General features: G+C 43.6%; 27 protein-coding genes. 12 read left to right on the top strand and 15 right to left on the bottom strand.

Translation table 11 applies throughout. The features are described 5' to 3' along the window. Positions 1-160: transposase (locus B3143_RS12610; RefSeq protein WP_286740796.1), on the bottom strand; the 160-nt coding region annotated here is incomplete at its 3' end. A 305-nt stretch (positions 161-465) separates the two neighbouring features. On the opposite strand from B3143_RS12610, the gene B3143_RS12605 reads away from it, so the two are divergent. The 4 genes from B3143_RS12605 to B3143_RS12590 all read left to right on the top strand — a co-directional run bounded on the left by B3143_RS12605 (position 466) and on the right by B3143_RS12590 (position 4,976). Further along, positions 466-798: a hypothetical protein gene (locus B3143_RS12605; protein ID WP_286740794.1), complete on the top strand. Its 333-nt coding sequence runs from the start codon at positions 466-468 to the stop codon at positions 796-798. A gap of 225 nt (positions 799-1,023) precedes the next feature. Then, complete coding sequence (locus B3143_RS12600; protein ID WP_005235044.1) at positions 1,024-2,040, top strand: aspartate carbamoyltransferase catalytic subunit; 1,017 nt, start codon at positions 1,024-1,026, stop codon at positions 2,038-2,040. Between the two features lie 10 nt (positions 2,041-2,050). Continuing rightward, positions 2,051-3,289, top strand: a complete 1,239-nt coding sequence (locus tag B3143_RS12595) for a dihydroorotase (RefSeq protein ID WP_286740792.1) — start codon at positions 2,051-2,053, stop codon at positions 3,287-3,289. A gap of 193 nt (positions 3,290-3,482) precedes the next feature. Then, positions 3,483-4,976 carry an OmpA family protein gene (locus B3143_RS12590; protein WP_214001387.1) on the top strand — a complete coding sequence of 498 codons (1,494 nt, stop codon included), beginning with the start codon at positions 3,483-3,485 and terminating at the stop codon, positions 4,974-4,976. A 57-nt stretch (positions 4,977-5,033) separates the two neighbouring features. On the opposite strand, the gene B3143_RS12585 is transcribed toward B3143_RS12590, so the two are convergent. From B3143_RS12585 to B3143_RS12550, 8 genes are all read right to left on the bottom strand, one after another. Continuing rightward, the gene (locus B3143_RS12585) at positions 5,034-6,446 is read right to left on the bottom strand and encodes a short-chain fatty acid transporter (protein WP_104426287.1); all 1,413 of its coding nucleotides are present in this window, start codon (positions 6,444-6,446) and stop codon (positions 5,034-5,036) included. A 95-nt stretch (positions 6,447-6,541) separates the two neighbouring features. Further along, positions 6,542-7,180: a CoA transferase subunit B gene (locus B3143_RS12580; RefSeq protein WP_214001386.1), complete on the bottom strand. Its 639-nt coding sequence runs from the start codon at positions 7,178-7,180 to the stop codon at positions 6,542-6,544. A gap of 2 nt (positions 7,181-7,182) precedes the next feature. Continuing rightward, on the bottom strand, positions 7,183-7,887 hold the full coding sequence (locus B3143_RS12575) for a CoA transferase subunit A (protein ID WP_180013207.1): 705 nt from the start codon (positions 7,885-7,887) through the stop codon (positions 7,183-7,185). Between the two features lie 100 nt (positions 7,888-7,987). Continuing rightward, entirely contained in the window at positions 7,988-8,890 is a 903-nt protein-coding gene (locus B3143_RS12570) for a hydroxymethylglutaryl-CoA lyase (RefSeq protein ID WP_214001385.1), read from the bottom strand. Continuing rightward, positions 8,887-10,881, bottom strand: a complete 1,995-nt coding sequence (locus tag B3143_RS12565; protein ID WP_214001384.1) for an acetyl/propionyl/methylcrotonyl-CoA carboxylase subunit alpha — start codon at positions 10,879-10,881, stop codon at positions 8,887-8,889. Before B3143_RS12565 ends, B3143_RS12570 begins: the two co-directional genes overlap by 4 nt. 19 nt (positions 10,882-10,900) lie before the next feature. After that, entirely contained in the window at positions 10,901-11,695 is a 795-nt protein-coding gene (locus tag B3143_RS12560; RefSeq protein ID WP_180139268.1) for an enoyl-CoA hydratase/isomerase family protein, read from the bottom strand. A gap of 12 nt (positions 11,696-11,707) precedes the next feature. Continuing rightward, a complete protein-coding gene (locus B3143_RS12555; RefSeq protein ID WP_004782485.1) occupies positions 11,708-13,309 on the bottom strand; it encodes a carboxyl transferase domain-containing protein in 1,602 nt (533 codons plus the stop codon). Between the two features lie 35 nt (positions 13,310-13,344). Continuing rightward, complete coding sequence (locus tag B3143_RS12550) at positions 13,345-14,517, bottom strand: isovaleryl-CoA dehydrogenase (RefSeq protein WP_214001383.1); 1,173 nt, start codon at positions 14,515-14,517, stop codon at positions 13,345-13,347. Between the two features lie 146 nt (positions 14,518-14,663). Here B3143_RS12550 and B3143_RS12545 point away from each other — a divergent pair, with 146 nt between their 5' ends. The 5 genes from B3143_RS12545 (at position 14,664) to B3143_RS12525 (ending at position 19,719) form a co-directional block, all read left to right on the top strand. Further along, a complete protein-coding gene (locus tag B3143_RS12545) occupies positions 14,664-15,299 on the top strand; it encodes a TetR/AcrR family transcriptional regulator (RefSeq protein WP_214001382.1) in 636 nt (211 codons plus the stop codon). Positions 15,300-15,396: 97 nt separating this feature from the next. Next, complete coding sequence (locus B3143_RS12540; RefSeq protein ID WP_034169998.1) at positions 15,397-17,085, top strand: AMP-binding protein; 1,689 nt, start codon at positions 15,397-15,399, stop codon at positions 17,083-17,085. Between the two features lie 242 nt (positions 17,086-17,327). Further along, complete coding sequence (locus B3143_RS12535) at positions 17,328-17,999, top strand: class I SAM-dependent methyltransferase (protein ID WP_005235056.1); 672 nt, start codon at positions 17,328-17,330, stop codon at positions 17,997-17,999. Positions 18,000-18,061: 62 nt separating this feature from the next. Beyond that, on the top strand, positions 18,062-18,859 hold the full coding sequence (locus B3143_RS12530; protein ID WP_214001381.1) for a thioesterase family protein: 798 nt from the start codon (positions 18,062-18,064) through the stop codon (positions 18,857-18,859). A gap of 83 nt (positions 18,860-18,942) precedes the next feature. Then, positions 18,943-19,719 (top strand): Rossmann-like and DUF2520 domain-containing protein, encoded by a 777-nt coding sequence (locus tag B3143_RS12525; RefSeq protein ID WP_034169997.1) that lies wholly within the window; start codon positions 18,943-18,945, stop codon positions 19,717-19,719. A 43-nt stretch (positions 19,720-19,762) separates the two neighbouring features. Here B3143_RS12525 and trmB read toward each other — a convergent pair whose 3' ends face one another. Beyond that, positions 19,763-20,479, bottom strand: coding sequence for a tRNA (guanosine(46)-N7)-methyltransferase TrmB (gene trmB / locus B3143_RS12520; RefSeq protein ID WP_005235062.1), 717 nt, complete (start codon positions 20,477-20,479; stop codon positions 19,763-19,765). 150 nt (positions 20,480-20,629) lie between these two features. Continuing rightward, the gene (locus B3143_RS12515; protein ID WP_214001380.1) at positions 20,630-22,075 is read right to left on the bottom strand and encodes a SulP family inorganic anion transporter; all 1,446 of its coding nucleotides are present in this window, start codon (positions 22,073-22,075) and stop codon (positions 20,630-20,632) included. Between the two features lie 216 nt (positions 22,076-22,291). Between B3143_RS12515 and B3143_RS12510 the strand changes: the two genes are divergently transcribed. From B3143_RS12510 to B3143_RS12500, 3 genes are all read left to right on the top strand, one after another. Continuing rightward, positions 22,292-22,903 (top strand): glutathione binding-like protein, encoded by a 612-nt coding sequence (locus B3143_RS12510; protein WP_004782472.1) that lies wholly within the window; start codon positions 22,292-22,294, stop codon positions 22,901-22,903. Positions 22,904-23,059: 156 nt separating this feature from the next. Then, positions 23,060-23,641 (top strand): NAD(P)H-dependent oxidoreductase, encoded by a 582-nt coding sequence (locus tag B3143_RS12505; protein ID WP_005235065.1) that lies wholly within the window; start codon positions 23,060-23,062, stop codon positions 23,639-23,641. Positions 23,642-23,656: 15 nt separating this feature from the next. Continuing rightward, positions 23,657-23,968 carry a putative quinol monooxygenase gene (locus B3143_RS12500; RefSeq protein ID WP_005235067.1) on the top strand — a complete coding sequence of 104 codons (312 nt, stop codon included), beginning with the start codon at positions 23,657-23,659 and terminating at the stop codon, positions 23,966-23,968. A 40-nt stretch (positions 23,969-24,008) separates the two neighbouring features. Here the strand turns inward: B3143_RS12500 and B3143_RS12495 are convergent, their stop codons facing one another. From B3143_RS12495 to B3143_RS12480, 4 genes are all read right to left on the bottom strand, one after another. Further along, positions 24,009-24,734 (bottom strand): hypothetical protein, encoded by a 726-nt coding sequence (locus tag B3143_RS12495; RefSeq protein ID WP_005235069.1) that lies wholly within the window; start codon positions 24,732-24,734, stop codon positions 24,009-24,011. Positions 24,735-25,043: 309 nt separating this feature from the next. Next, positions 25,044-25,826, bottom strand: coding sequence for a thiazole synthase (locus B3143_RS12490; protein WP_214001379.1), 783 nt, complete (start codon positions 25,824-25,826; stop codon positions 25,044-25,046). A 17-nt stretch (positions 25,827-25,843) separates the two neighbouring features. Continuing rightward, positions 25,844-26,041 carry a sulfur carrier protein ThiS gene (gene thiS / locus B3143_RS12485; protein ID WP_005235073.1) on the bottom strand — a complete coding sequence of 66 codons (198 nt, stop codon included), beginning with the start codon at positions 26,039-26,041 and terminating at the stop codon, positions 25,844-25,846. Between the two features lie 39 nt (positions 26,042-26,080). Further along, entirely contained in the window at positions 26,081-26,446 is a 366-nt protein-coding gene (locus B3143_RS12480; protein ID WP_214001378.1) for a DUF423 domain-containing protein, read from the bottom strand. Positions 26,447-26,555: the final 109 nt, after the last annotated feature.

Here is a 26,555-nt window from a genome sequence, read left to right as displayed (position 1 = left end):
AAAGTTCTTGAGGAATATCACGCCATGTCGCACCCGTACGTAGTTTCCATAAGATGGCTTCCATGATATTTCTACTATTTTTTGAACAGTAACAACCGTGTAATCGCATAGTATCTTGAATTTTCTGCCAAATATCATCGGTAAGAAGAGTACGTGCCATTGAAAAAATATAGAAATGAAAAGAGCTTAAAGGAGGATTTTAAGTATTTAAAACCAATTCTTCAAATGAGGACACGCCCTAAGAATTGATTAGCTAGACGAGGAGTGAATCTAAAACAAAAAAGACACTGACCTACTATTGCTCGAGGTAGATCAATTTTCATTCATCTCAATTTATAACTCACATAACTTATTTAGTAATTTTGGTACGTTTATTGCTCTATCTAATATCAATGAAGCTGTAATGCTGAGGGGAATCATTACAGCTTCATCTTTATTCTTAATTATTATTTCGGAGGGGCTTAGATGTTGGATCTTCAATTACGCAGGAATGAGGTATTTTCAATCGCTACCTTGATCTACGCACGTTTAAGACGAGTAACTGGACGAGTAATTGATGCCATGTATCTTGCAGAAAATATCTACTATGCAAAGCATGTGATTGAGCTGGCAGAGCAGACTGAAGATCCTGAATTATTGCATCTGGTCAACCGCTTAAAAACCACTCTGGATTTATCGTCATTTTCAGAACTGCAGGCTGAAGAACAGGCGGAAAAGGAACTGATTTCTGTGGAACCAAGCGAAGAAGATATCTATCGCGCACAGGTTTCACATCATTATATTGGCGCATTGCGCTAATTGGGGGGGATTGGGTGTGGATGCTCCAGACTGAAGCACTCATGTTTAAATGAAAAAACAAGCATATAGATAAACAGGTTAAATTATCTTATTGAAAAAATGCATGGGAATTTAAATTTCCATTCTTATTACTGAGATGGTTTTTGTACAACTGAGCTCTTTATCAACTATAAAGATTCGCTAATCTCTGTATAATACGTTGACTTAACGTATAAGGAATCTCTCATGCACTTGGCGGCATTGCATACACCGAGCCAGATTCAACTCAACAAAGCAGGTAATCTTAAACATTTCCTGACCATCGAAGGTCTTTCTAAAGAAACTCTTACAAAAATACTGGACACTGCGTTGTCCTTTTTTAATGACCAAAATCAGCTGATCACCAATAATTTGCTCGAAGGCAAAACGGTGATGAACTTATTTTTTGAAAATTCTACCCGAACGCGTACTACTTTTGAGGCAGCGGCCAAACGTCTGTCTGCCAACGTGCTAAATATCGATATTGCCCGTTCAAGTACCTCTAAAGGTGAAACTTTACGTGATACCTTGTGGAATCTTGAAGCTATGGCGGCAGATATTTTCGTGGTACGTCATTCATCTTCAGGTGCAGCACACTTTATTGCCAAAGATGTCTGTCCAAATGTCGCCATTATTAATGCAGGCGATGGCCGTCATGCCCATCCAACTCAAGCGATGCTGGATATGCTGACCATTCGCCGCGAGACCAATAAAAAATTCGAAGATATGTCGATTGCGATTATTGGCGATATCAAGCATTCGCGTGTAGCACGTTCAGATGTGGCGGCACTGCAAACCTTAGGCTGTAAAGATATTCGCGTGATTGCACCGAATACGTTGTTGCCATACGGTTTTGATGACTACAGTGAAGATGTACGCCTGTTTAATAAAATGGAAGATGGCATCAAAGACTGTGATGTAATCATTACCTTACGTATTCAAAACGAGCGTATTGATTCGCCAGCGCTGTCTTCTCAGGCTGAATTCTACAAAATGTATGGCCTGAATAAAGAACGTCTCGCCATGGCCAAGCCGGATTGTATCGTGATGCATCCAGGACCAATGAACCGTGGTGTGGAAATTGATTCCAGTATTGCAGACGGTCCGCAATCCGTGATTCTGAAACAGGTTACTAACGGGATTGCAGTACGTATGGCGGTACTGGCTCTTGCGATGCAGGGTCAGTTACAGGAACAGGGTTTGATTGAAGCGATTGCGGTATAAGGAATAAGTCATGTCTATTGTAAAAATTGAAAATGTCCGTGTTCTTGACCCAATCCAAAACACTGATTCAGTCGAAACGGTTTATCTGGAAAATGGTAAACGTGTTGCAGAGACTGCTAACGTATCTGAAACCATTGATGGACAGGGCAAATGGCTGATGCCAACCATGGTGGATCTATGCGCACGTTTACGTGAACCGGGTCAGCAGCAACACGGAACTTTAAAGTCTGAAGGTAAGGCTGCACGTGAAAACGGTATTCTGCATGTATTTACCCCGCCAGATTCCAAACCGATTGTGCAGGATAATGGTGCGCTGATTCATGGTCTGGTTGAAAAAGCCATGCTGGATGGTGGTATTTATTTACAGGTGATCGGTGCGCAAACTCAAGGTCTGCAAGGTCAGCAACCGGCCAATATGGCAGGTTTGAAAAAGGGCGGTTGTACTGCGGTTTCTAATGCCAGTGCTCCGTTTGCCAATGATGATGTGGTATTGCGTACACTTGAATACGCAGCGGGCTTAAACCTGACTGTAGTGTTCTATGCAGAAGAGCCGCAAATTGCCAAAGATGGCTGTGTGCATGAAGGCTTTATTGCTTCACGCCAAGGTTTGCCAATGATTCCGGCATTAGCTGAAACTGTGGCCATTGCCAAATACCTGCTCATGATTGAAGCGACTAAAGTACGCGCTCATTTCGGTTTGTTATCTTGTGGTGCATCAGTAGAACTGATCCGTATTGCCAAAGAAAAAGGCTTGCCAGTCACTTGTGATGTCGCAATGCATCAATTACATCTGACTGACCATCTGATTGATGGCTTTAACTCTCTTGCACATGTGCGTCCGCCATTACGTTCTGAACAAGATAAAGAATTACTGCGTCAAGGCGTGAAATCTGGTGTGATTGATGCGATCTGTACCCATCATGAACCCCTGAGCAGCTCTGCCAAAATGGCACCGTTCGCAGAGACACAGCCTGGTTTTACCGCTTTTGATACCTACGTACCGTTCGGTATCCAACTGGTGAATGAAGGTTTCTTTACGCCGTTAGAATGGGTGGAGAAAGTCACAGTTGCTCCCGCGAAAGTCGCTAACATGTTTAATCGCTGGAAGGCAGAAGCTGGCTGTGTGCTGGTTGATCCAGAACAGGAATGGACGTTGAGCAAAGAAACGATCGTTTCTCAAGGTAAAAATACACCACTGCTCAATCAAAAAGTGAAAGGTAAAGTGCTGCAAACTTTTATTGCTGCATAACACTTACATTTCGCGTTTACAAAAAGTCAGCTTCGGCTGACTTTTTTATATCTTAATCAAAATACTAGAAAAGTTAGCCATACATAAACAGTGAAACTTTATGATATCAGTACAATTATTAACATTCCAAAGAGGGTGGGTCGCTACACTGATTAAATATTAAACATTATAAATCAGAATAATGGTGATCTTGATGAATACAGATTTAATTGAACGTTTAAAGAGTGATGTGACCGCCATTGTGCTGCAAGGTGAAACAGAACATCTATTTGCCAAGGATCAGTCCTTAGCCCAATTCTATCCTGTATTGTTAAGTATTCTTCGTGCAAGACCGGCCTGGATTGAAAGTCTGGGGCAGCAACTTAATCCCAAGATTGATGAATTATTTAATAATAATCCGACCCTAAAACAACAATTCCTGGCTCAGTTAGATTCAACTGCACCTCAAGATGAAATTGAACAGACCCTGAACCGGGCAATTGTTCCAACCATGAACTTCTTGCAGGCAGAAGCGGGTGCACCCACTGCTGAAGCGGTAGGCCATTTGTTAGATACCCATGCAGACTCGATTCAACGGGCATTACCAGTATGGGCCGGTCCTATACTGGCATCTTTAGGTGTATCTCCGCTGGCGGGACAAAACCTGAACCGCGCACCGGGTCGGGCTTCCGAACCGGAGGCAGAGCCGGAACTGACTGAAGAGAAAAAAGCAGTAGTGTTCTGGCCATTTATTCTCCTCGTGATTATTGCTGCAATTATCTTATTCTTCTTCCGTGGATGCCTGCGTGATGATGATCCGGATGAATTACGAAATGCTCAGGCGGTAAGCGAAGCTGCTGCAACGAACCCTGCAATTTTAAAAATCAGCACCGGTAGCCAAGGTGAAATTGTCAACTGTCAGGTACAGATGAATGATCCGAAATATATGCAAATTCTGCAAAATGAAATTAAACAGATCTTTAATTACAGTATTGGCTGTGGCGCAGTAGCCAATGAAAATTACCACTCAGAATTTATTGATCAGGATACAATTCCATCCGTATTGAAATTACTGCAAGGCATGTCAAATGTGACTTTGACTTGGGCAGGTAATCAGGTGTCTGTACAGGCAGCGAACAGTGCAGATGCACAGCGTCTGGCGGGTCAGATTCGTGGTCTGGCTAAAAATGTAGAAGTTGTGACCCAAAAACCAGTTGATATGGATGAGGCGATCAATACAGCCAATACCGAGGCTAAAAAAGCTTTAGACGAACTTCAGATGGAAAATATTGAGGCGTTAGATGTTGCAACTGCCTTAAACCTGCAAATTATTCATTTCGCGACAGGTTCCACCGAAATTCCTGAAGTGAATAAAAGCTTGCTGGATCAGACCGCAGCTTTATTACAATATGCCAAAGATGTACGTCTAATCGTGATGGGCCATACTGATACGGAAGGCAGCAGCACTCAAAATCAGGAGCTATCTTTAAAACGTGCTCAAGCCATTGTGAATTATCTGGTGCAGAAAGGGGTGAACCCGGCGCAGTTACAACCAGTAGGTATGGCGGCGAATCAGCCTGCTCAATCGAATGCGACTTCGAACGGTCAGTATCAAAACCGTCGTGTAACTTTTGAAGTTATGAGTACCGAAGATGATCGTGTCCATACTGTAGATAATGAAGGCGTAGTTGAAAAGAAAGCCAGCTAAATAATTCTTTCATCATAAAAAAGGACGAATGATTCGTCCTTTTTTATTTATTATGAATTAAGAGAAGACAGGTGGGGTATAAGTCAAAGTTCTTCCCAGGAACCAGAGTAAGAACAGTACCAACGGAAGATGAAAGACCAGTTGTGTCACTGTAAAGCCAATTACATCTTTAGCCTTTAATTTCAAGATTCCCAGCATGGGGAGCATAAAGAAAGGATTGATCAGATTGGGTAAGGCTTCGGCTGCATTATAGATCTGGACAGACCAGCCCAGATGTACTTTCAGGTCATGTGCGGCCTGCATCACATAAGGCGCTTCAATAATCCATTTTCCTCCACCAGAAGGAATGAAGAAGCCTAGAATCGCAGAATAAATTCCCATAACGATGGCAAAGGTTTCCTGCGACGCAATCGACACGAAGAATTCGGCGATATAATGTGACAGGGAAAGATCAGCAGAATTCAGGGCATTGGTCATCATAAAGGCAATACTGCCATAAAGCGGAAACTGGATCAGCACCCCTGAAATGGCCGGCACAGCTTTGGATACGGCATTGAGAAAATTACGTGGTGTACCATGTAAAGCTACACCTAAAATCAGAAAGATAAAGTTATAAGTGTTTAAGCTGGAGATTGCCAGAATCGGATTGCTCTTGGAAAACTCGTTAAACATCCAGACCAGACCCAGAACCACAATCAGAATACTTAAGATTGGCGAGTTTTCAAGCCAGTCACCTGGCCGTTTATGGATCACGGTTTCAGTCTTTTCTTCTTCAATCTGGATCGGGAAATGATCAATGGTTTTAATATGATTGCCTTTGGGCGCAGACCAGTAGGCAATGGCAATCGAGGCGATGATCAAGACTGCTGTCATAATCATGGATTGCGGCAGGAAAATCGTTTCAGTAAATGGAATCACGCCAGTCAGATTATACAGAGGTTCTGGCAGGCTGGATTTGTTGGCCTGTAATTGTGCGGCAGAAGAGCTGATACCGAGCGCCCAGGTTGCACCCATCCCAATAATCGCTGCTGCGGCAGCTGCACGGTAATCCATATTTAGCTCTTTACGCTGTGCCAAGGCAATCACCAAAAGTGCAGTTAGCACTGTACTCATCGCCCAGTTAATCAGGGAAATCAGTAGGCTAACTGTGGCGACGAGAACGATAGCTCCACGTCCAGAATGAGGAATGCGCGCCATTTTCTGAATCAATAATTGCATCGGTTTGGAAACCGAAACTACATAACCGACCACGATCAGCATACACATCTGTAAGGTAAAGGGAATCAGGCTCCAGAATCCATCACCAAATGAAATCGCGACGTCTTGTGCCGGTGCACCAATGCCAATCGCGGCAATCGCAACGATGATGACACCGAGTAGGGCAAAGATATAAGAGTCCGGAAACCATTTTTCAGACCAGTCGCTGACGCGCATGGCAAAGCGCTGCAAGATATTTTGTTGAGTTTGCATGATTAAAATCCCTTTATTCTGCATTTGTTATTAAGAAGTGGCTTTCTTCAGCCAAAAAGAAACCCTTAAAATTTTATTTTAAGGGCTGGGAAAAATCAGGCTGCTTTACGGAGTAAAGGTACGCCGGTGACTTTCTGAATTTCATCAAAACTGACATCGGGTGCCAGTTCTACAAGTTGAATACCTTCAGGTGTGACATCCAATACACCTAAGTCAGTAATAATCCGATTGACTACGGCCTGGCCAGTAAGCGGAAGACTACATTGTGAGACAATTTTAGGCGTACCATCTTTGGCGCAGTGTTCCATCAGCACCACAACTTTTTGCACACCTGCGACCAGATCCATGGCACCACCCATGCCTTTGACTTTCTTGCCCGGAATCATCCAGTTGGCTAGATCACCATTTTCTGAGACTTCCATAGCACCCAGAATGGCGATATTGACATGACCACCACGAATCATGGCAAAGGAGTTGGCACTGGAAAAGAAAGAAGCACCTTTGCGGGCAGTTACCGTCTGTTTGCCAGCATTGATCAGGTCGGCATCTACAGTATCTGCCGTTGGAAATTCTCCAATACCCAACAGGCCATTCTCAGACTGTAACCAGACATTAATATTCTCTGGAATATAATTCGCGACTAAGGTTGGCAGACCAATACCCAGATTCACATAGAAACCGTCTTCAAGTTCCTGTGCGGCGCGCTGCGCCATTTCATTACGTGTCCAAGCCATGATCAAGCCTCCGCCTTTAAAGTCATCTGTTCAATCCGTTTTTCCGGTTGGGTATTCAGTACAATCCGGTTCACATAAATGCCTGGAAGATGAATTTCATCTGGATCAAGGGCACCGATCTCGACAATTTCTTCGACTTCAGCAATGGTCACTTTACCAGCCATCGCACAGACCGGATTGAAGTTTTGGGCAGTTTTACGGAAAATCAGGTTACCGGCTTTATCGGCCTTATAAGCTTTAACCAAAGCCACATCAGCAGTCAAGGATTCTTCCAGAATATAAGACTTGCCATTGAATTCGCGGACATCTTTACCTTCAGCAATAACGGTACCGACACCAGTCGCGGTATAGAAAGCGGGAATACCTGCACCACCGGCACGTAATTTTTCCGCTAACGTGCCTTGTGGAGTCAGTTCAACTTCGAGTTCCCCGCTTAAGTATTGGCGTTCAAATTCTTTGTTCTCGCCCACGTAGGAAGAGATCATTTTTTTAATCTGTTTTGTTTCCAGCAATAGTCCCAAGCCAAAGCCATCGACACCGGCATTATTGGAAATACAGGTCAGATTTTTGGCACCGGTTTCTTTTAAAGCTGCAATAAGGGCTTCTGGAATACCACAGAGTCCAAAACCGCCAACTGCAAGAGTATGTCCATCCTGGACCACGCCGTCTAAAGCGGCTTTTGCACTGTCATACACTTTATTTGACATTTTTACCTCGATTTATTCTTCTCTTGCAGATCTCTTTTATTTAAAGATCTGCTGATTTCTATCCATGAGGACTTATAGAGTGTCCGGCTATTTCAAGTTTTTAAGCACAGGCTTTTTGCCAATAGGCATTGGCATAATTGGAGGGATTATTGCGTTGTAGAACCTCACTGATATTACGGCTGGTCTGCATCAGAGTATCCAGTTGAATACCGGTTTCAAAGCCCATCTTGGAGAGCAGGTAATACAGGTCTTCAGTTGAAACATTGCCGGAAGCACCTTTGGCATAAGGACAGCCACCGAGGCCGGCAATAGAGGAGTCAAATACCCGAATACCTTGTAATAGTGACTGGTAAATATTAGCGATGGCCATGCCATAGGTATTATGAAAATGGCCAGCCAGCGCTTTACTATCAATTTCTGAAAGACACGCATCCCAGACGTTCTTCACGCGATCTGGAGTTGCCGTACCAATGGTTTCACCCAGTGATACTTCATAGCAGCCCATATCTAGTAAGCGCTGCGTAACTTTTACGACCTGCTTCGGATCAATTGCACCTTCATAAGGGCAGTCCACCATACAAGAGACATAGCCACGAACCTTGACATCATTAGCTTTGGCAGCTGCCATCACATCTGCAAACTTTTTAAAGCTTTCATCAATAGAGCAGTTGATGTTCTTACGAGTAAAGCTTTCAGAAGCTGCGGTAAATACCGCAACTTCTTTACAACCCACAGCCAGCGCTGATTCAAAACCTTTCATATTTGGCGTCAGTAAACTGAACTGGATATTCGGATCTTTAGGCAAGCTGGCAAATAGCACATCGCTATCTGCCATCTGTGGGACCCATTTGGCTGAAACACAGGAACCGACTTCAATTGCCTGTAAACCTGTTTTCATCAAATCCAGAATCAGGTTTTTGCGGTCATCTAGTGTTAAAGGTGTTTTTTCGTTTTGCAGACCATCGCGTGGCCCGACTTCTACGATTTTAACGAAATCTGTCATGCAACTTCCTCCGCTAGAGGCTGGAACTCTACCAGTTCATCGCCAGCTTTAACCTGGTCACCTTTTTGAAAGTATGAGTTTGCGATAATGCCATCATGCGGAGCGCGAATGGTATATTCGATCTTCATTGCTTCCAAAGTCAGCAGTACATCGTCTTTTTTCACTTTGTCATTTGCCGCAACCAGAACCTGAGTAATCACACCTGGCATTGGTGCAGTCAGATTGTTTTCAGTGCCTTGTTCATCCTGGCCATTAAAATCAGACTTCAGATAAGTAAACTTGTAACTTTGCCCATTCTGGAACAGGGTAATGCCATGTTCAGTCTGACTAAATGCCAGTTTCTGCTGTTGACCTGCAAGATTTAACTGGAGTAGGTGTTGATCGAGCAGTTCACCTTGGATATTGAGTGTCTGGCCTTCATGGTTTGCCAGGAAGCTATTTTCTAGCGCTTTAAAGCTCACCACACGTAAAACGTCATTACATTGTAATTTGATTGTGTAGCTATTTTGCTGATTCAGACGCCAAAATGCTTTTTGCTGCCAGACAGGATTATTGCTCGTCGGGTTTTGAGCCAGACGAGATAACAGTTCAACCAAGGCGGCACTGACCACTAATTCTGCGCTGATATCAGCAGATGGTTTGAGTAGGAACTCTTCTTCGCGTTGAATCAGGCCAGTATCGAGATGGGCATTTTTAAATGAGTCACATAATACTAAGCGATCAAGAAAAGCGATGTTATTCCCGAGTCCATCGACATGGAACTGACCCAAGGCGTGATGCATCTGGGTTAAAGCCGCTTCACGGTTTTTGCCCCAAACAATCAGTTTGGCAATCATCGGATCATAATAGGTGCTGATTTCATCACCTTCGACAATGCCACTATCCACACGCACGCTGTCATTTTGTTCTGGATAGTGCAAATAGCTGATCTGACCGATGGCAGGAATAAAACCTTTTTCTGGTTCTTCAGCATAGACACGTGCTTCGAGCGCATGACCGTGTATCTGTAATTCATGTTGCTGTTTCGGTAAAGGCTCACCGAACGCGACACGTAGCTGCCATTCCACCAGATCCTGACCGGTGATCATTTCAGTGACTGGATGCTCAACCTGTAGACGGGTATTCATTTCCATGAAGTAGGCAGTACCATCTTGTTCAACGATGAACTCGACTGTACCCGCACCAACATAATTCACGGCACGTGCAGCATCAATCGCGGCTTGGCGCATCGCTTCAAGTTTGTCTTCTGGCATTTTAGGTGCTGGTGCTTCTTCCAGAACTTTCTGGTGACGACGCTGCACGGAGCAATCACGTTCAAACAGATGCACATAATTGCCATGTGTATCACCAAAGACCTGAACTTCAATATGACGTGGCTGCACGACATAGCGTTCAATCAGCACATCTTCATTGCCGAAGCTGGAACGTGCTTCGCTTTTACATGAAGCGAGTGAACTGAGGAAATCTTCACTACGCTCGACCAGACGCATGCCTTTACCGCCACCACCAGCACTAGCCTTGATCAGTACCGGATAGCCAATACTGTCTACCTGCTGTTTCAGGAAATCCGCATCCTGATTGGTACCATGATAGCCTGGAGTTAACGGTACACCGGCTTTTTCCATCAGTGCTTTAGAGGTCGCTTTCAGACCCATTGCTAAGATTGCATCCACTGGCGGACCAATAAAGACAATATTGTTGTCCTGACAGGCCAGGGCAAACTGGTCATTTTCAGACAGGAAACCATAACCTGGATGAATGGCCTGAGCACCGGTAGTTTTAGCTGCCTGAATAATACGTTCAATCTGTAAATAACTTTGTGCAGCAGGCGATTCACCAATATGGATGGCTTCATCTGCCAGTTTGACATGCTGTGCCTGTGCATCGGCATCGGAATATACGGCAACAGTAGCGATGCCTAACTTTTTCGCTGTACGAATTACACGACAGGCAATTTCACCACGGTTGGCAATTAAAATCTTTTCAAACATCCTACGATCCTTCTTGTTGTTATGCCGTGGTCTTGATCCAGGCCGGGCTTTGTTTGTTTAAAAATGCATTCAGTCCATTTTTCGCCTCATCTCCCTGGCGAACATGGGCAATATGCTGTGCGGTTTTAAGCAGCAGATCTTCAGTCAGAACTTGCTGATCAACCAGTTGAATCAGCTGTTTTGAAGCGTTTTGCGCTGCTGGTCCACCGAGTAAGAGCGCTTCCACAATCTCATCAATTTTGCTGTCGAGCTGTTCTGGTGCAGTCACTTCATGTGCCAGACCAATGGTTTTCGCCTGTTCAGCTGAGATTCGCTCAGCAGTCAGGAAATAACGTGACGCCTGACGGGCGCCAATCGCACGAATCACATACGGACTAATGGTCGAAGGGGCTAATCCTAAACGTACTTCAGACGTTGCAAACTTGGCATCAGTGCTGGCGATACAGATATCACAAGCGGATGCCAGTCCCATACCGCCGCCAAAAGCAATTCCATGGACACGGGCAATCGTCGGTTGTTTTAATGTCGCCAGACTTTGCAACATTTTTGCCAGTTTGAGAGCATCGGCTTCATTGTCTGCCTGTGAGGCCTGACCGGCCTGTTTCATCCAGTTCAGATCTGCACCCGCAGAGAAGCTTTTGCCTCGGCCTGCCAGAATCACCACGCGTACGTCATCACGCTGATTTAAAGACTGGAAACAGGCATGTAGCTCTTCAATGACCTGGGTATTAAACGCATTATGCAGTTCAGCCCGGTTAATCCAGACCGTTGCTACCTGATTCTGCTGTTCGAGCTGTAAAAATTGATAGTCCATTTTTGTCACCTCTTACATGCGGAACACGCCGAATTTGGTTGGCTGGATTGGTGCATTCATCGCTGCAGCCAGACTTAGGGCCAGGACTTCACGCGATTGCGCTGGATCAATGACACCGTCATCCCATAAACGCGCAGAAGCATAATAAGGATGGCCTTGGCGTTCATATTGGTCACGAATTGGCTGTTTAAACTGGTCTTCTTCTTCAGCTGACCAGGTTCCACCTTTTTGCTCAATCTGATCGCGTTTCAAAGTCGACAATACGCTAGAGGCCTGTTCACCGCCCATCACCGAAATACGTGAGTTTGGCCAGGTCCACATAAAGCGTGGCGAGTAAGCACGGCCACACATACCATAGTTACCGGCACCAAAAGAACCGCCAATCACCAGAGTCAGTTTAGGCACATTGGCTGTCGCGACGGCCATCACCAGCTTGGCACCATTTTTAGCAATACCTTCATTTTCATACTGACGACCCACCATAAAGCCGGTGATGTTTTGCAGGAAGATCAGCGGAATATTGCGCTGGGTACATAGTTCAATAAAATGCGCGCCTTTTTGTGCAGACTCAGAGAATAAAATTCCATTGTTGGCAATAATTCCAACTGGCATTCCATAGAGCTTGGCAAAGCCAGTGACCAGGGTAGTCCCAAAGCGTGCCTTGAATTCGTCAAAGCGTGAACCGTCGACAATACGCGCAATCACTTCACGGATATCAAACGGTTTACGTGCATCGCTTGGCACAATGCCGTACAGCTCTGAACTGTCAAAACGCGGTGCTTCGATTTCATCTGCAGTTTTATTTGGCTTTTTGTTCAGGTTCGCCACAATGTTGCGGGCAATGGCAATTGCGTGTTCATCATTTTCTGCCAGATGATCGGCAACCCCAGATAAACGGGTATGTACATCACCACCACCTAAGTCTTCACTAGAAACCACTTCACCGGTTGCCGCTTTCACCAGAGGAGGGCCGCCGAGGAAAATCGTGCCTTGATTACGCACAATAATGGTTTCATCTGACATCGCTGGCACATAAGCACCACCTGCCGTACAGCTACCCATTACCACTGCAATCTGGGCAATACCCAGACTCGACATACGTGCCTGATTGTAAAAGATACGACCGAAGTGATCACGATCCGGGAAGACTTCATCCTGTAAAGGCAGATAAGCACCACCAGAATCCACCAGATAAATACATGGCAAATGATTCTGCTCGGCAATTTCCTGGGCACGTAAATGCTTTTTTACCGTAAGGGGATAATAAGTACCGCCTTTGACTGTGGCATCATTGGCCACGATCATGCAGGTCACACCATTGACCTGCCCCACACCTGCGACCACGCCTGCTGCAGGAACATCATCCTGATAAACCTGATAGGCAGCCAGTTGACCGATTTCCAGAAAAGCCGTGCCTGGATCAATTAAATGATTAATCCGTTCACGCGGCAGTAATTTGCCGCGATCCAGATGTTTCTGGCGGGCAGTTTCTCCGCCACCCAAGGCAATTTTTTCTACTTTTTGTTTCAGATCATCGACCAGTTGCAGCATGGCAGCCTGGTTGGTCTTAAATTCTTCACTACGTATATTGATTTTGCTCTGTAACTGATTCATGACGAACATCCTTGTTTTATTCTAAGTGTTAATGTTTAGGCTGTTTCGTTGAAGAGCTCACGGCCAATGAGCATGCGGCGGATTTCAGAAGTTCCGGCACCAATTTCATAGAGTTTGGCATCGCGCCATAAACGGCCTGCAGCAAATTCATTGATATAACCGTTACCACCTAGAGTCTGAATAGTTTCACCCGCCATCCAGGTCGCTTTTTCAGCGGCATATAAAATGGCACTGGCAGCGTCTTTACGCAGGCTACGGCTATGATCGGCCTTGTCACATTCAGCACCAACGGCATACACCAGTGCCTTACTCGCCAGCCAGGTAGAGTACATGTCAGCAATTTTGCCTTGCATCAACTGGAATTCACCCAGTGCCTGACCAAACTGTTTACGGTCATGAATATAAGGAATCACGGTATCCATGCAGGCATCCATAATGCCCAGTGGGCCAGCACTCAGAACCGCACGTTCGTAGTCCAGACCACTCATCAGCACTTTAGTTCCATTGCCGACACCGCCAAGCACGTTTTCTTTCGGAACTTCGACATTGTCAAAAAACAGGGGATAAGTATTGGAACCGCGCATACCCAGTTTGTCTAAGTGGGTGCCGTGACTAAAACCTGGCATATTTTTCTCAACCAGGAAGGCGGTCATGCCTTTGGCGCCAGCTTGTAAATCGGTTTTGGCATAGACGACGAGTACATCGGCATCACCGCCGTTAGTGATCCACATCTTGGAACCGTTGAGTAGATAATGATCGCCTTTGTCTTCAGCTTTCAGTTTCATGCTGACCACATCTGATCCGGCATTCGGCTCAGACATTGCTAATGCACCGACATATTCACCAGAAATCAGTTTTGGCAGATAACGCTGCTTTTGTTCTTCATTACCATTTCGCTTAATTTGGTTTACACATAGGTTAGAATGGGCGCCATAGGACAAACCAATGGATGCTGAAGCACGGGAAATTTCTTGCATGGCAATAATATGGGCCAGATACCCCAGATTGGTACCGCCATATTCCTCACTGACCGTTAAACCAAGTAGGCCCATATCACCAAATTTTTTCCAGAGGTGAGCCGGGAATTCATTGTCACGGTCAACTTGCTGGGCAATTGGGGCAATTTCCTTGGCGCAAAAAGCGGCCACTGAATCACGAAGCGCAATAAGAGTTTCATCTAAACCGAAATCTAAGCTTTGTAAATTCATTCTTCATCCATCCTGAGATTATATTTGTTGTGTCCAAAAGCATTTTTGTTGTGCTTGTTTTTTTAACATACAACGAAAAATTAAAAAAGTGAACCTATATTCACAAAATGATTTACAATTCATTTTATCTGGTTGAGAATAAGATTATGAGTTATAAAAGATCATCACTGATGCAGGAACGAATGGAACAAAATCGTTTGTCGATTTTACAGTCTGCTCGTGAACTGATTACTCAAGGGGGCTTTAAAGAGGCGTCGATTCAGGCGATTGCAGAACGCGCAGGCGTTTCTACAGGGCTGGTATATCGATATTTTGAAAACAAAAGCCAGATTTTGATTGAGGTTTTGTCGGCAGCGATTCAGCATGAAGTGGGAATTCTTGTTTCCATTGCTGGGTCGGATTTGTCGCCAAAACTGAAATTGCAAAAATCTGTTACAATTTTTGTGAAACGTGCCATGAATAGCCCCCAGTTGGCGTATTCACTTATGTTTGAACCGGTTGATCCGGAAATGGAACATGAGCGTTTTCGCAGTAAACAGCTGCTTAAACAAAGCATTAAGGAAATCCTGGCCGAAGGAAAGGTGAATGGAGAGTTCGAGTTTGAAGATTTAAATACGGCAGCTTTGGGTGTGGTCGGTGCCATGACCTTTGTCGTGATTGAACCTTTGAATCCGTCCCGTAATGTGATGTTTGATCAGAACTACAAGGATCACTTTGTCAAACAGATTGCCGATTTTTGTGTTAACGCAGTACATCGACAGGAGGGGAATTCAGCAGCATAAACACACAAAAACAGGCACATAGACAAGGTCGTCGTGGTCATAAAACAATTAGTAAAGTTGAAAATCAGAATTACAAAGAATCAAGGAGATCGATTCAATGACACAAGTACGGTTAAGCTATGCCTATGGAACCAGCAGCCAGCCTTTATTGGGCATGACGATTGGTGAAAAATTTGATCAGGCTTGCGAGCAATATGCAGATCGCGATGCAGTCGTCAGCATGCATCAGAACATACGCCTGAGTTATCGGCAGCTACAGGATCAGGTCAATGCCTTTGCCTGTCAGCTGCTGAAATTGGGTATGCAAAAAGGTGACCGTCTGGCGATCTGGTCGCCGAACTGTGTGGAATGGACTATTACCCAATTCGCAGCTTTCAAGGCAGGCATTATTCTGGTTAACCTGAATCCAGCCTATAAAAGCAATGAGCTGGAATATGTTTTGAATAAAGTGTCCTGTAAGGGACTGGTTATTGCATCGCAGTTTAAAACAACGGACTATCAGGAAATTCTGACCAAAATTGCGCCTGAATTAAAACAGGCTGAAAATAAATTACTGAATGCAGAGCGTCTACCACATTTAAAGCATGTCATTAAAATTGATGAGCAGCAGCATACGGGTATTCATCGTTTTCAGGATTTAATGCCTATACCAAGTGCTCAAGAGCTGGAACAGCTGCAACAGATCTCCACTGATTTGCAGTTCGATGAAACCATTAATATCCAGTTTACGTCAGGCACCACAGGTAACCCTAAGGGTACGATGCTGACCCATAACAATATTTTAAATAATGGTTACTTTGTGGGTGAAGCGATTCACTTAACTCCAGAAGACCGTGTCTGTATTTCTGTTCCATTATTCCACTGCTTTGGCATGGTAATGGGTAATCTGGCTTGTATTACCCATGGTTCAGCCATGATCTATCCATCTGCCGTATTTAATCCGCTGGAAACCTTAAAAGCCATTCAACAAGAAAAATGTACGGCAGCTTATGGTGTACCGACCATGTTTATTGCTGTGCTAGAACATGAACAGTTTGACGATTTTGATCTGTCTAGCCTGCGTACCGGCATTATGGCGGGTAGTCCATGTCCACAGGAAATTATGCAGCGTGTAATAGAGCGAATGCATATGTCTGAAATTACCATCTGTTATGGCATGACTGAAACAGCACCGGTAAGTGCCCAAAGTTCAACAGAAGACAGTGTTGAACGTCGTGTGAGTACAGTTGGCCGTGTCCATCCGCATCTGGAAGTTAAAATTGTCGATGAAAATGGCAAGGTGGTGCCGCGCGGTCAATTGGGTGAACTGTGTGTGCGTGGTTATTCCGTGATGCTGGGTTATTGGGAAGATCAGGACAAGACCCAGGAAGTCATTGATGCTGCGCGCTGGATGCATACTGGTGATATTGCGGAAATGGATGATGAAGGCTTTGTCAAAATCAAGGGTCGTATCAAGGATGTGGTCATTCGTGGCGGTGAAAATCTATTCCCGAAAGAAATTGAAGATTTCCTTTATACCCATCCAGCGGTTTCAGATGTACAGGTGATTGGCGTGCCAGACCATAAATATGGTGAAGAGCTTTGTGCTTGCATTATCCTGCATGAAAATGACCCATGTACCGAAGAGGCCATCCGCCAATATTGTGCTGAGCATATTTCTCACAATAAAGTGCCGCGTTATGTGCGTTTCTTCCATGAATTCCCGATGACAGCTTCAGGTAAGGCACAGAAGTTCAAGTTGCGTGAATTTATGCGTGAAGAATTAAATTTAAAAGAGATTGCTTAAATTAATTAAAGCTAAGTTTAAATAGTATTTGATCAGATGACCTGGCGGCATGGATGCCGCCGTTTCATTGTATGGCAAGGATGCCATATCAATGAAACAGAAGGGTTTGGTTACTTTGCCCAGTCAAAGTAACGAAGCACCTGCACAATGGAAGAAGAATCCATCTTGCAAATTGAGGTCATGTATTTAGCAATTTCTTTAAATAGATAAAAATTTATTTCTATATAAATCAGAGTAAACAGATGGCAAAAAACTTTCACAGTGAAGTCGTGGTCGCCAGCTATGACGATCATATCCGCAAACTGATTCCCGGATATGAACTGGTGCATCAGCAGATTGAAGCAATTCTCAGCACTGAACTCCCGGAAACCGCTCATATTTTGGTAGTGGGCTGCGGGACGGGTTATGAGCTATCTTATTTATTGCAGCAGCATCCAAACTGGACATTTACTGCGATTGATCCTTCCGCTGCGATGCTTGGGCAGGCAAGGAAGCATCTGGCTTCTATTGGAGTTGAACAACGAGTTCAGTTTATACAGTGCACCACTCAAGAACTGGATCAGCAAAATACTTACGATGCTGCACTCGCTATTTTAGTCGCCCATTTTATTCCTGAACCTCAGAAATCTGATTTTTTTCAGGATATCTATCACAGCCTTAAAACTGGCGGGATCGTATTGACCTATGATCTGATGCAGCCTGAAGGTGAGAATGAATTAAAGGTAATGCAAAAAATGGCACAACAAACCGGACTTAGTGTGCAGCAAAGCGAAAATATGATGGCCAGATTGCAGCAGGACTTTTTCCTGATTTCAGTAGAAAATTTAAATGAACTTTTAACAAAAGTCGGATTTAAACAACACAAAATTTATAGTCAAATTATGAATTATTGTGGTTTTTTACTCAGAAAATAAAGATCATGAAACCTTATATGAATTTTAAAGTTTAAGAGAATAATCAAGGAAGTTTAAGAAGAATGTCAGCATATTATAGTTTGATCCAGCGCGAACAGCATGCAGATGGCAGTACTACTGCCTATTATTGTTCCAATATTCATGCTCAAGGTGCGTGGAATCCTCATGAACAGCACATGGCACCGGCAACCGGTATTCTATGTGTTGAACTAGAACAGTTTCAGCCTAGATCAGAAATGCGTATTGGCCGGGTTGGACTGGATATTTTTGGACTGATTGCATTTGGTGAGTTTTCTATTACTACGCGCATGATCCGTCCTGGCAAAACTATTGAACTGATTGAGGCGGAAATGTGTGCCAATGGAAAAACCTGTATCGTTGCTCGTGCCTGGAGGATGCTGACTTCGGATAGCCGGGCCATTGCAGGTATCGAAGATTTTCCGATTGAAAGCCCTGAGTTTTTACCGGTTTGGGAGGGTATGAGTTGCTGGCCGGGTGGTTATATTCAAAGTATTGAAACCCGTGCACATCCTGATCATCGAGCAGGCAAAGGCATTGTCTGGCTCAGAAATTCACTGGATATGGTCGAAGGACAACCGACTACAGATTTTAGTCGTTTACTTGGTATGGTAGATACGGCCAATGGCATTGTGCCGCGTCAGGATCCAAATGCGGGCTGGGGATTTCCAAATCTGGATTTACAGATTCATATGCACCGTCTGCCGCAAGGTGAATGGCTGGGGCTGGAAGTAGTGCAACAGTATGGTGAAGATGGGATTGGTCTCACCAGCGGTGTGCTGCATGATATTCACGGGCCTTTCGGTCGCAGTGAACAGATTCTGACCTTACGTAAATTCTAAATCCGATTCAAAAGCAAAAGGATGAATTGATTCATCCTTTTTTTATTGGCATGCTGTGCGCAATGGTTCAGGAATATTGATGAATGCGGATTAGTATCATTGGGGCAGGACGAGTGGCTTATCATCTTGCCCGTGTATTGTCAGCACAACATGAAATTGTACAGATCTACAGCCGGACTCTGGATAAAGCACAGCAACTGGCTAATCGATTTAAAGCGCAAGCTATCGCTCAACCTGAGAATCTGAATCAGAATATAGATTTGATCATCATTGCCGTGAGTGATCAATCAATTGCTAATGTCATCAGACAAGTCCATTCTTATTTGCAAGATGTGCTGATTGTCCATACTTCGGGTAGTACTCACCTGAATGTTCTAGCAGATATACATGCAAAGTCTGGCGTCTTTTATCCATTGCAAACCTTTAGTCTGGAACGTGAAATCGACTGGGAAAATACGCCTTTATTTATTGAAGCATCTGACCCAACAGATCAAGAAATCTTAACCCATTTAGCAAATAGCCTAAGCAAAAGAGTTTATCAATATAGTTCGGACCAACGTTTGAGCTTGCATCTGGCTGCTGTGTTTGCCTGCAATTTTAGCAATTACTGTTATGACATGGCTAAGCAGGTGGTAGATGCACAACAGGTAGATTTTAGCCTGCTTTATCCATTGATTCTGGAAACAGCCAATAAGGCGACGCAAAATGATCCTCGCCAAGGACAGACGGGACCTGCGATGCGTGGTGATCAGAATATTCTGAATATGCATCAGCAGATGCTAGAGCAATCTCAACGACAAGACTTGGCAGGTGTGTATAAATTACTCAGTCAGCAGATTTTAGAACGCCATCATAGCTAATAAAAAAGCGCTGAATAATCAGCGCTTTTTAGACTTATAGATATTAAGAAATTTTCTTAAAGATAAAGTCATTAATCTTGTGGCCAGCTTCGATTCCGCGACGCTCAAACTTGGTTTGTGGACGCCATTCAGGGCGAGGATAGCTGTTGCCTTTATCCGCCAGATTTTCTAAACGTGGACGTTCTTCCAGAACTTCCAGCATCCACTCAGCATACGGTTCCCAGTCTGTTGCAGCATGGAAAGTACCGCCAAGTTCCAGTTTTTGCTCAACCAATGACATGCGGTCATGAGATACAAAACGGCGTTTAAAGTGACGTTTTTTCTGCCATGGGTCAGGGAAGTACAACTGAACGGTGTTAATGCTATTGTCTGGCATTTCACGAAGCACCTGAATCGCATCAGCATCCAGTACACGTAAATTAGTCACGCCCGCCATACCTGCTTCATACACGCACTGCGCAATACCCGGTACATGCACTTCAATTCCGACAAAGTTACGCTCTGGATTCGCTTTAGCCATGAGTACCAGAGAGCGGCCCATACCAAAACCGATTTCTACAGTCAGCGGACGTTCAGGATGTTCAAAATACTGACGCAAATCACCTACCGGATATTCCAAAATTAAGTGACCATATTGTTCAAGCGCAGTACGTTGAGAGGTATTTAATGGCGCTGAGCGGCGCATAAACGTCACAATTTCACGGTGCTCGCTTAAATTGTCCAGCTCCACGACTTGCTGGTCTAATTGATCGTTCGACATAATTTTGGCAAATCTAAAAATTCAGAATGCGGTATTTTAAGTCCTGAGCGGTGCAAGTCAAACTTTTCTCGGTATTTCTCCATAAAAATCGAGCCAGAGATCCCAGGCAAAATAAAAGAGCCAGTTGGCTCTTTTATAGATCAAGCTTGATCAGGTACTAAAACGGTCGATCAAAGTGCTACTGGCTTCATTTAAACCAATTACGGTCACGTCTATGCCTTGGGCTTTAAACTTCTGGATGACATTATTGAGCATATTTACTGAAGTCACATCCCAGATATGTGCATGGGTCAGATCCAGCTCAACATGATCCGGCTTTTCTTTAAAATCAAAAAACTGGTAGAACTTTTCTGTACTACTGAAAAAGATCTGTCCAGAAATTTTATAGCTACGTGAATTAGGCTTATGCAAATAAGTCGAGACATGTACAGTTCTTTCTAGCTTATTAATAAAGAACAAAGCAGAGAGCAATACACCGACAAATACACCGAGCGCCAGATTATGAGTAGCAAGCACGACAGTTATCACAGCAATCATCACGGTATTAAATTCTAGCGGATGCTTGCCAAACTGTTTGATTGCACCCCACTGGAAGGTGGTAAATGACACCATAATCATAATAGCAACCAGCGCAGCCATTGGAATATAAGCCAGCCAGTCTTTCAGGAAGACTACCAGACACAGCAAAAACACGCCAGCCACCAAAGTGGATAAACGGGTACGTGCACCTGAAGAGACATTGATAATCGACTGACCAATCATGGCACAACCGGCCATTCCGCCCATAAAACCGCTGACAATATTGGCCATACCCTGACCACGACATTCCCGATGGCGGTCACCTTCAGTTCCGGTAACTTCATCAATCACTGTAGTCGTCATCATACTTTCAAGCAGACCTACAGTGGCTAAAGTAAAGGAATAAGGCAGGATAATCTGCAAGGTTTCCAGATTCAGTGGAATTTCTGGAAGAAGAAAGACGGGTAGGGTATCTGGAAACTGTCCCAGATCGCTCACAGTACGCATATCTGCACCAAGCAATAACGCAAGTGCGCTCAGCACGACGATACAGATCAGAGGCGATGGAATCGCTTTACCGATTTTCGGTATATAAGGAAACAGATAGATAATTATCAAACCTACTAAAATGAACAGATAACCCGTACTGTCCATCCGGTTAATTTCCGGGATTTGTGCCACAAAAATCAGGATCGCGAGGGCATTCAAGAAACCATATACCACAGCCTGCGACACAAAACGCATCAGCTTGGCAACTTTAAAAAAGCCCGCAATCACCTGAATAATCCCGGTCAGAATTGTGGCTGCAAGCAGATATTGCAAACCATGATCCTTGACCAGCGTAATCATCAGTAGCGCCATTGCACCAGTCGCCGCAGAGATCATGGCAGGACGGCCACCGAAAAAGGCAATGGACACCGCAATACAGAAAGAGGCATACAAGCCGACTTGCGGATCAACACCTGCAATCGCAGAAAAAGCAATAGATTCAGGAATCAGGGCCAGTCCAACCACCAGACCTGCCAGCACATCAGTCCGGATATTGGAAAACCATTCTTCTTTTTTCAGGTTAATCACGAAATATCATCTAAATTTTGAGAACCTGCGTATCTTAAACAGATACAGATAAAAATCTACACAAGATTGACTTGCAAAAGCCTGTAAATTCCTCAATATTGGATATGTAACTGTGCCGAATCACAGTTACGCTTTTTTGCAATTTACAGGTTTGATCACTTGAAAGTTTGTCAGAAGCGATTTAAAACATTGAGAAGTGTATAACAAGGATCAGAAATGAAGCTTTACTATTCGCCAGGCGCATGCTCTTTGGCAGCTCATATTATTTTAAATGAAATTAATGTCGATTTTGATTTGGAACGTGTTGACTTAAAAACCCATAAAACAGAAAAAGGTGCAGATTATTACGAAATTAACCCAAAGGGTTATGTCCCAGCACTAGAAATTAATCCGGGTTTAATTCTTACAGAAAATGTTGCAATTTTACCGTTTCTTGCTCAACACGATCCAAAACAAGATCTGATTCCTCCTTCTGGCATGGGACGTGCCAAAGTGCTGGAGTGGTTAGGTTATCTCAACTCAGAACTGCATGATGCTTATGCTGTCTTCTTCACAGGAAAATTATCAGATGAAGCCAAAGAAAAAGCATATGCAGAAATTGACCGTTTATTGAGTTATATCGATAAGGCCATTGGTGAATCGGACAATGATTATCTGGTCGATGATAATTTCGGTCCGGCAGATGCTTACCTATTTGTTCTGACCAACTGGTCGAACCAGATTGAACATGATCTGAGTCCATATAAAAATATTATTCATATCCGCAATAAGGTTGCAGAACGTCAATCTGTACAGATTGCAATGCGTGATGAAGGTTTAATCCCTTAATCACAAAATTTTGAAAAAGCGCCGTAGGGCGCTTTTTTATTCCTTCCAAAGTAATTGTTGATATTTAGTCAATAATGATTTGCAAAATCACTGCTTTTTAGCAATAAGCAGAATCTATATAGTGCCCGTATAAATTTTTGGTTTCAGGTTCTTTCCATGAAAAATATTCTATTAATTAACGGCGCAAAAGCTTTCGCCCATTCAAATGGTCAGTTAAATGATACTTTGGCCGAACTGGCTCAAGAAGTATTAACAAAGCTGGGGCATCAGGTTCAGGTGACTCGTGCTGATAGTGAATATAATGCAAAAGCAGAAGTGGAAAAATATCTTTGGGCAGATACGGTCATTTACCAAATGCCAGGCTGGTGGATGGGTGCGCCGTGGCCAGTGAAAAAGTATATTGATGATGTTTTTACCGAAGGGCATGGCAGCCTATATGCAAATGATGGTCGCTCACGTTCAGATGCTTCAAAACAATACGGCTCAGGTGGCCTGATTCACGATAAAAACTATATGTTATCTCTTACCTGGAATGCACCGATGGATGCGTTTACGGATACCGAGCAGTTTTTTCATGGCGTGGGTGTAGATGGCGTTTACCTACCTTTTCATAAAGCCAACCAATTCTTGGGGATGCAGGCTTTACCGACATTTATTGTGAATGATGTAATTAAAGCCCCTGAAGTTGAAGCGTATATTACACAGTATCGTGAACATTTAATTCAAATTTTTGCTTAACCAGGAGATATGACCATGCTAACCGTTATTGCTGAAATCATTTGTCATTCGGAACAAGATATGAAAACAGTGCTGGATTCATTTAACAACATCCGCGCACAGGTATTACAAGAGCCAGGCTGTCATCTTTATGATGTTTATATTGATCATCCAGAGATTGAGAGCCGATTACAGACCAAAGTGCCTTTTTCAATCATGATGTTTGAAAAATGGGAAAGTATTCAGCATCTGGAAACCCATATGCATAGTGTAAATATGCAGCAACATGCTAAAGCCACTCAAGGTGCGGTTGCGAGTGTAAAGATCCGAATTTTAGAAGCACTTTAAGCTGTAATTCTCAGTTTGAAAGAGTTTGTGATATTTAATTTTATTTGAACTCTTGTGGCTGATTAAATTGAACCTGTTCAAATTTTAGTGCGTAGCGGTGTTTTAAAGTGGACCATTGAACTTTGGCAGGTTGCGTCTGTTCTGCAAATTCATTTTCATCTGTTGTAGTTTTTACCTTGCCTGTTAAAAAGTTAATGCTTAGTGCTGTACTCTCACCCGAAGCACGGTGAAAATCATCTACATCATAGCCGATCAGCTTAAAAGCATTATTTTGGTATCGGAATGTATAAGTATGATTGGTGACATACCATGAACCACAGCTTAGCCAGTAATATAAATGAACCCGAAGTACACCTTTTTGAATGCTTAAGGCTTCGGATTCACCAAGTGGATCAGCGAGACAAGGTGATTCAACATCACCTTCGTTTGGCAAAGTAGTATTGCTAGCTGCAAGCTGATAACCACTTTCTTGCTTGAATAAAATCAAAAGTTTTCGTTTGTTGGTATTCAGAACATGATTGCCTACACCTGCATTTGCAACAAGGTTTTCGGGATTAGTATCTTCAATAATCAGCGCGAGATCTGCTTGACCGTCCTGATTTAAATCGCCTTGCGTTTTTTCTAGAACTTTCCAGTTTTTCGGAATAAAAGATTGATAGCTTGATTTGAAAGAACTATCTGTCTGAGGTTTTGCACATGCATTTTGTGTAAATGCTATACACAGCAGGGTGCTAAATAGGAAAGGCAGTTTGATCTGATGAAGCATCGGTTTAAATTCCTTTTATTTATAATTTTTTTGATGGTCAAAGCTGAGTAATAAGTTTAGCCAACAAGGTTAAGTCATTTCTTTGAATATTGGATAGATATTTATGGTGAACTTTAAAGCTTTTTTATAAATTCAACTATGGGGATTTGAAGTTCCTATTCAAATTTGTCTAAACCAAGAAGTGAACTTTTAATATTCAATCTTCAAATTTAACTTGGGTATCTAAATTTAAAAGTTCAGGAGTTTGCTAGAAACTCCTGAACAGATCGATATGATTCAAATAATCTTTTAAGCTTCTAGCCCTGATTATTATTTAAAGAAATAACCGGTTTCAGGTGAGCTGGCATTGGCCATGCGTTTGCATGGCATACGGCCGGCAAGGAATGCTTCACGACCAGCTTCAACCGCTTTACGCATCGCAGAGGCCATTAAGACCGGATTTTGTGCTGCTGCAATCGCCGTATTCATTAGTACGCCGTCACAGCCCAGTTCCATGGCAATCGCTGCATCACTGGCTGTACCGACACCCGCATCAACCAGCACAGGCACTTTGGCATTTTCTTTAATGATCGAAATTGTATGTGGATTCAGAATCCCCAGACCAGAACCGATCAGGCTCCCCAAAGGCATGATTGCTACGCAGCCCATACTTTCCAGTTCTTGTGCTACGATCGGATCATCTGAGGTATAGACCATGATTTCAAAACCGTCATCGATCAGGGTACGCGCTGCTTTCAAGGTTTCAGTAATATTTGGATAAAGCGTCTTTTCATCACCCAGAACTTCCAGTTTTACCAAGTTATGACCATCCAACAGTTCACGTGCCAGCATACAGGTGCGTACTGCGCTATTGGCATCAAAACAGCCTGCTGTATTTGGCAAAATGGTGTATTTTTCTGGTGGAACCACTGAAAGTAGGTTTGGTTGGTCCGGATGCTGACCAATATTCACCCGGCGAATAGCAACCGTTACAATTTCTGCACCGCTGGCCTGAATGGCCTGATCTGTTTCATTTAAATCTTTATATTTGCCTGTGCCTACTAAGAGACGAGACTGGAATTGGCGTGAACCGATCTGTAATAAATCTTGCATAATTGTTCCAAGTGTTATTAGCCGCCACCGACTGCGTGAATAATTTCTATTTTGTCCGCTTCGCAAATGGGCGTTTCACCCAATCTGCTTTTAGAAATAATCATTTCATTTACCTCAACAGCAAAGCGCTTACCCTCAAGCGCCAGACTTTGAACCAGTTCCAGCAGGTTCTTGCATTGAGTTTCTTGTTGTTCGCCATTGATATATACCAGCATCTTGGCAACCCTCCATGATTATTGATTAAAGCATCAGACCTATTTGAGGTATTTTACGGCATTCCAGGCCAAAATTAACCAGCCAGCAATCATTAAGGCACCACCAATTGGCGTAATTGCACCTAAACCGCGCGGCAGACCTAGTGCCATGATATAGAGTGAGCCACAGAACAGGAAAATCCCCGCCTGAATCAGGAGAAAACTCCATTTGATTGGCAATTCAGGAATCACTCGGCTGATCACTGCCACAATAAGTAAGCCAAGAGCATGGTAGAAGAAATAATCTGTGGCCGTTTGCCACCAGGTCAACTGTGCTTCAGTTGCTCGAGTCTTTAAACCATGGGCACCGAATGCACCGAGCATGACTGCAAGCGCAAGATTAAGTGCTGAAATCGCAATCCACATTTGAATTGATCTTCCCAATAAAGTTTGCGCTTAACCTTAACATAAAAGCCAAGGCTGAAACACGGCATTAAAAGACAAAAAAGCCTTCATACATGAAGGCTTTTTTTAA

The sequence above is a fragment of the Acinetobacter sp. UBA1496 genome, assembly GCF_002324975.1.
GTDB lineage: Bacteria > Pseudomonadota > Gammaproteobacteria > Pseudomonadales > Moraxellaceae > Acinetobacter > Acinetobacter variabilis.
This window is presented reverse-complemented; position numbering and strand designations above follow the sequence as displayed.

Excerpts from the sequence above, each read along its gene's own strand:
- B3143_RS12605 (WP_286740794.1), top strand. The coding sequence starts at position 466 with ATGTTGGATCTTCAATTACGCAGGAATGAGGTATTTTCAATCGCTACC.
- B3143_RS12600 (WP_005235044.1), top strand. The coding sequence starts at position 1,024 with ATGCACTTGGCGGCATTGCATACACCGAGCCAGATTCAACTCAACAAA.
- B3143_RS12595 (WP_286740792.1), top strand. The coding sequence starts at position 2,051 with ATGTCTATTGTAAAAATTGAAAATGTCCGTGTTCTTGACCCAATCCAA.
- B3143_RS12590 (WP_214001387.1), top strand. The coding sequence starts at position 3,483 with ATGAATACAGATTTAATTGAACGTTTAAAGAGTGATGTGACCGCCATT.
- B3143_RS12585 (WP_104426287.1), bottom strand. The coding sequence starts at position 6,446 with ATGCAAACTCAACAAAATATCTTGCAGCGCTTTGCCATGCGCGTCAGC.
- B3143_RS12580 (WP_214001386.1), bottom strand. The coding sequence starts at position 7,180 with ATGGCTTGGACACGTAATGAAATGGCGCAGCGCGCCGCACAGGAACTT.
- B3143_RS12575 (WP_180013207.1), bottom strand. The coding sequence starts at position 7,887 with ATGTCAAATAAAGTGTATGACAGTGCAAAAGCCGCTTTAGACGGCGTG.
- B3143_RS12570 (WP_214001385.1), bottom strand. The coding sequence starts at position 8,890 with ATGACAGATTTCGTTAAAATCGTAGAAGTCGGGCCACGCGATGGTCTG.
- B3143_RS12565 (WP_214001384.1), bottom strand. The coding sequence starts at position 10,881 with ATGTTTGAAAAGATTTTAATTGCCAACCGTGGTGAAATTGCCTGTCGT.
- B3143_RS12560 (WP_180139268.1), bottom strand. The coding sequence starts at position 11,695 with ATGGACTATCAATTTTTACAGCTCGAACAGCAGAATCAGGTAGCAACG.
- B3143_RS12555 (WP_004782485.1), bottom strand. The coding sequence starts at position 13,309 with ATGAATCAGTTACAGAGCAAAATCAATATACGTAGTGAAGAATTTAAG.
- B3143_RS12550 (WP_214001383.1), bottom strand. The coding sequence starts at position 14,517 with ATGAATTTACAAAGCTTAGATTTCGGTTTAGATGAAACTCTTATTGCG.
- B3143_RS12545 (WP_214001382.1), top strand. The coding sequence starts at position 14,664 with ATGAGTTATAAAAGATCATCACTGATGCAGGAACGAATGGAACAAAAT.
- B3143_RS12540 (WP_034169998.1), top strand. The coding sequence starts at position 15,397 with ATGACACAAGTACGGTTAAGCTATGCCTATGGAACCAGCAGCCAGCCT.
- B3143_RS12535 (WP_005235056.1), top strand. The coding sequence starts at position 17,328 with ATGGCAAAAAACTTTCACAGTGAAGTCGTGGTCGCCAGCTATGACGAT.
- B3143_RS12530 (WP_214001381.1), top strand. The coding sequence starts at position 18,062 with ATGTCAGCATATTATAGTTTGATCCAGCGCGAACAGCATGCAGATGGC.
- B3143_RS12525 (WP_034169997.1), top strand. The coding sequence starts at position 18,943 with ATGCGGATTAGTATCATTGGGGCAGGACGAGTGGCTTATCATCTTGCC.
- trmB (WP_005235062.1), bottom strand. The coding sequence starts at position 20,479 with ATGTCGAACGATCAATTAGACCAGCAAGTCGTGGAGCTGGACAATTTA.
- B3143_RS12510 (WP_004782472.1), top strand. The coding sequence starts at position 22,292 with ATGAAGCTTTACTATTCGCCAGGCGCATGCTCTTTGGCAGCTCATATT.
- B3143_RS12505 (WP_005235065.1), top strand. The coding sequence starts at position 23,060 with ATGAAAAATATTCTATTAATTAACGGCGCAAAAGCTTTCGCCCATTCA.
- B3143_RS12500 (WP_005235067.1), top strand. The coding sequence starts at position 23,657 with ATGCTAACCGTTATTGCTGAAATCATTTGTCATTCGGAACAAGATATG.
- B3143_RS12495 (WP_005235069.1), bottom strand. The coding sequence starts at position 24,734 with ATGCTTCATCAGATCAAACTGCCTTTCCTATTTAGCACCCTGCTGTGT.
- B3143_RS12490 (WP_214001379.1), bottom strand. The coding sequence starts at position 25,826 with ATGCAAGATTTATTACAGATCGGTTCACGCCAATTCCAGTCTCGTCTC.
- thiS (WP_005235073.1), bottom strand. The coding sequence starts at position 26,041 with ATGCTGGTATATATCAATGGCGAACAACAAGAAACTCAATGCAAGAAC.
- B3143_RS12480 (WP_214001378.1), bottom strand. The coding sequence starts at position 26,446 with ATGTGGATTGCGATTTCAGCACTTAATCTTGCGCTTGCAGTCATGCTC.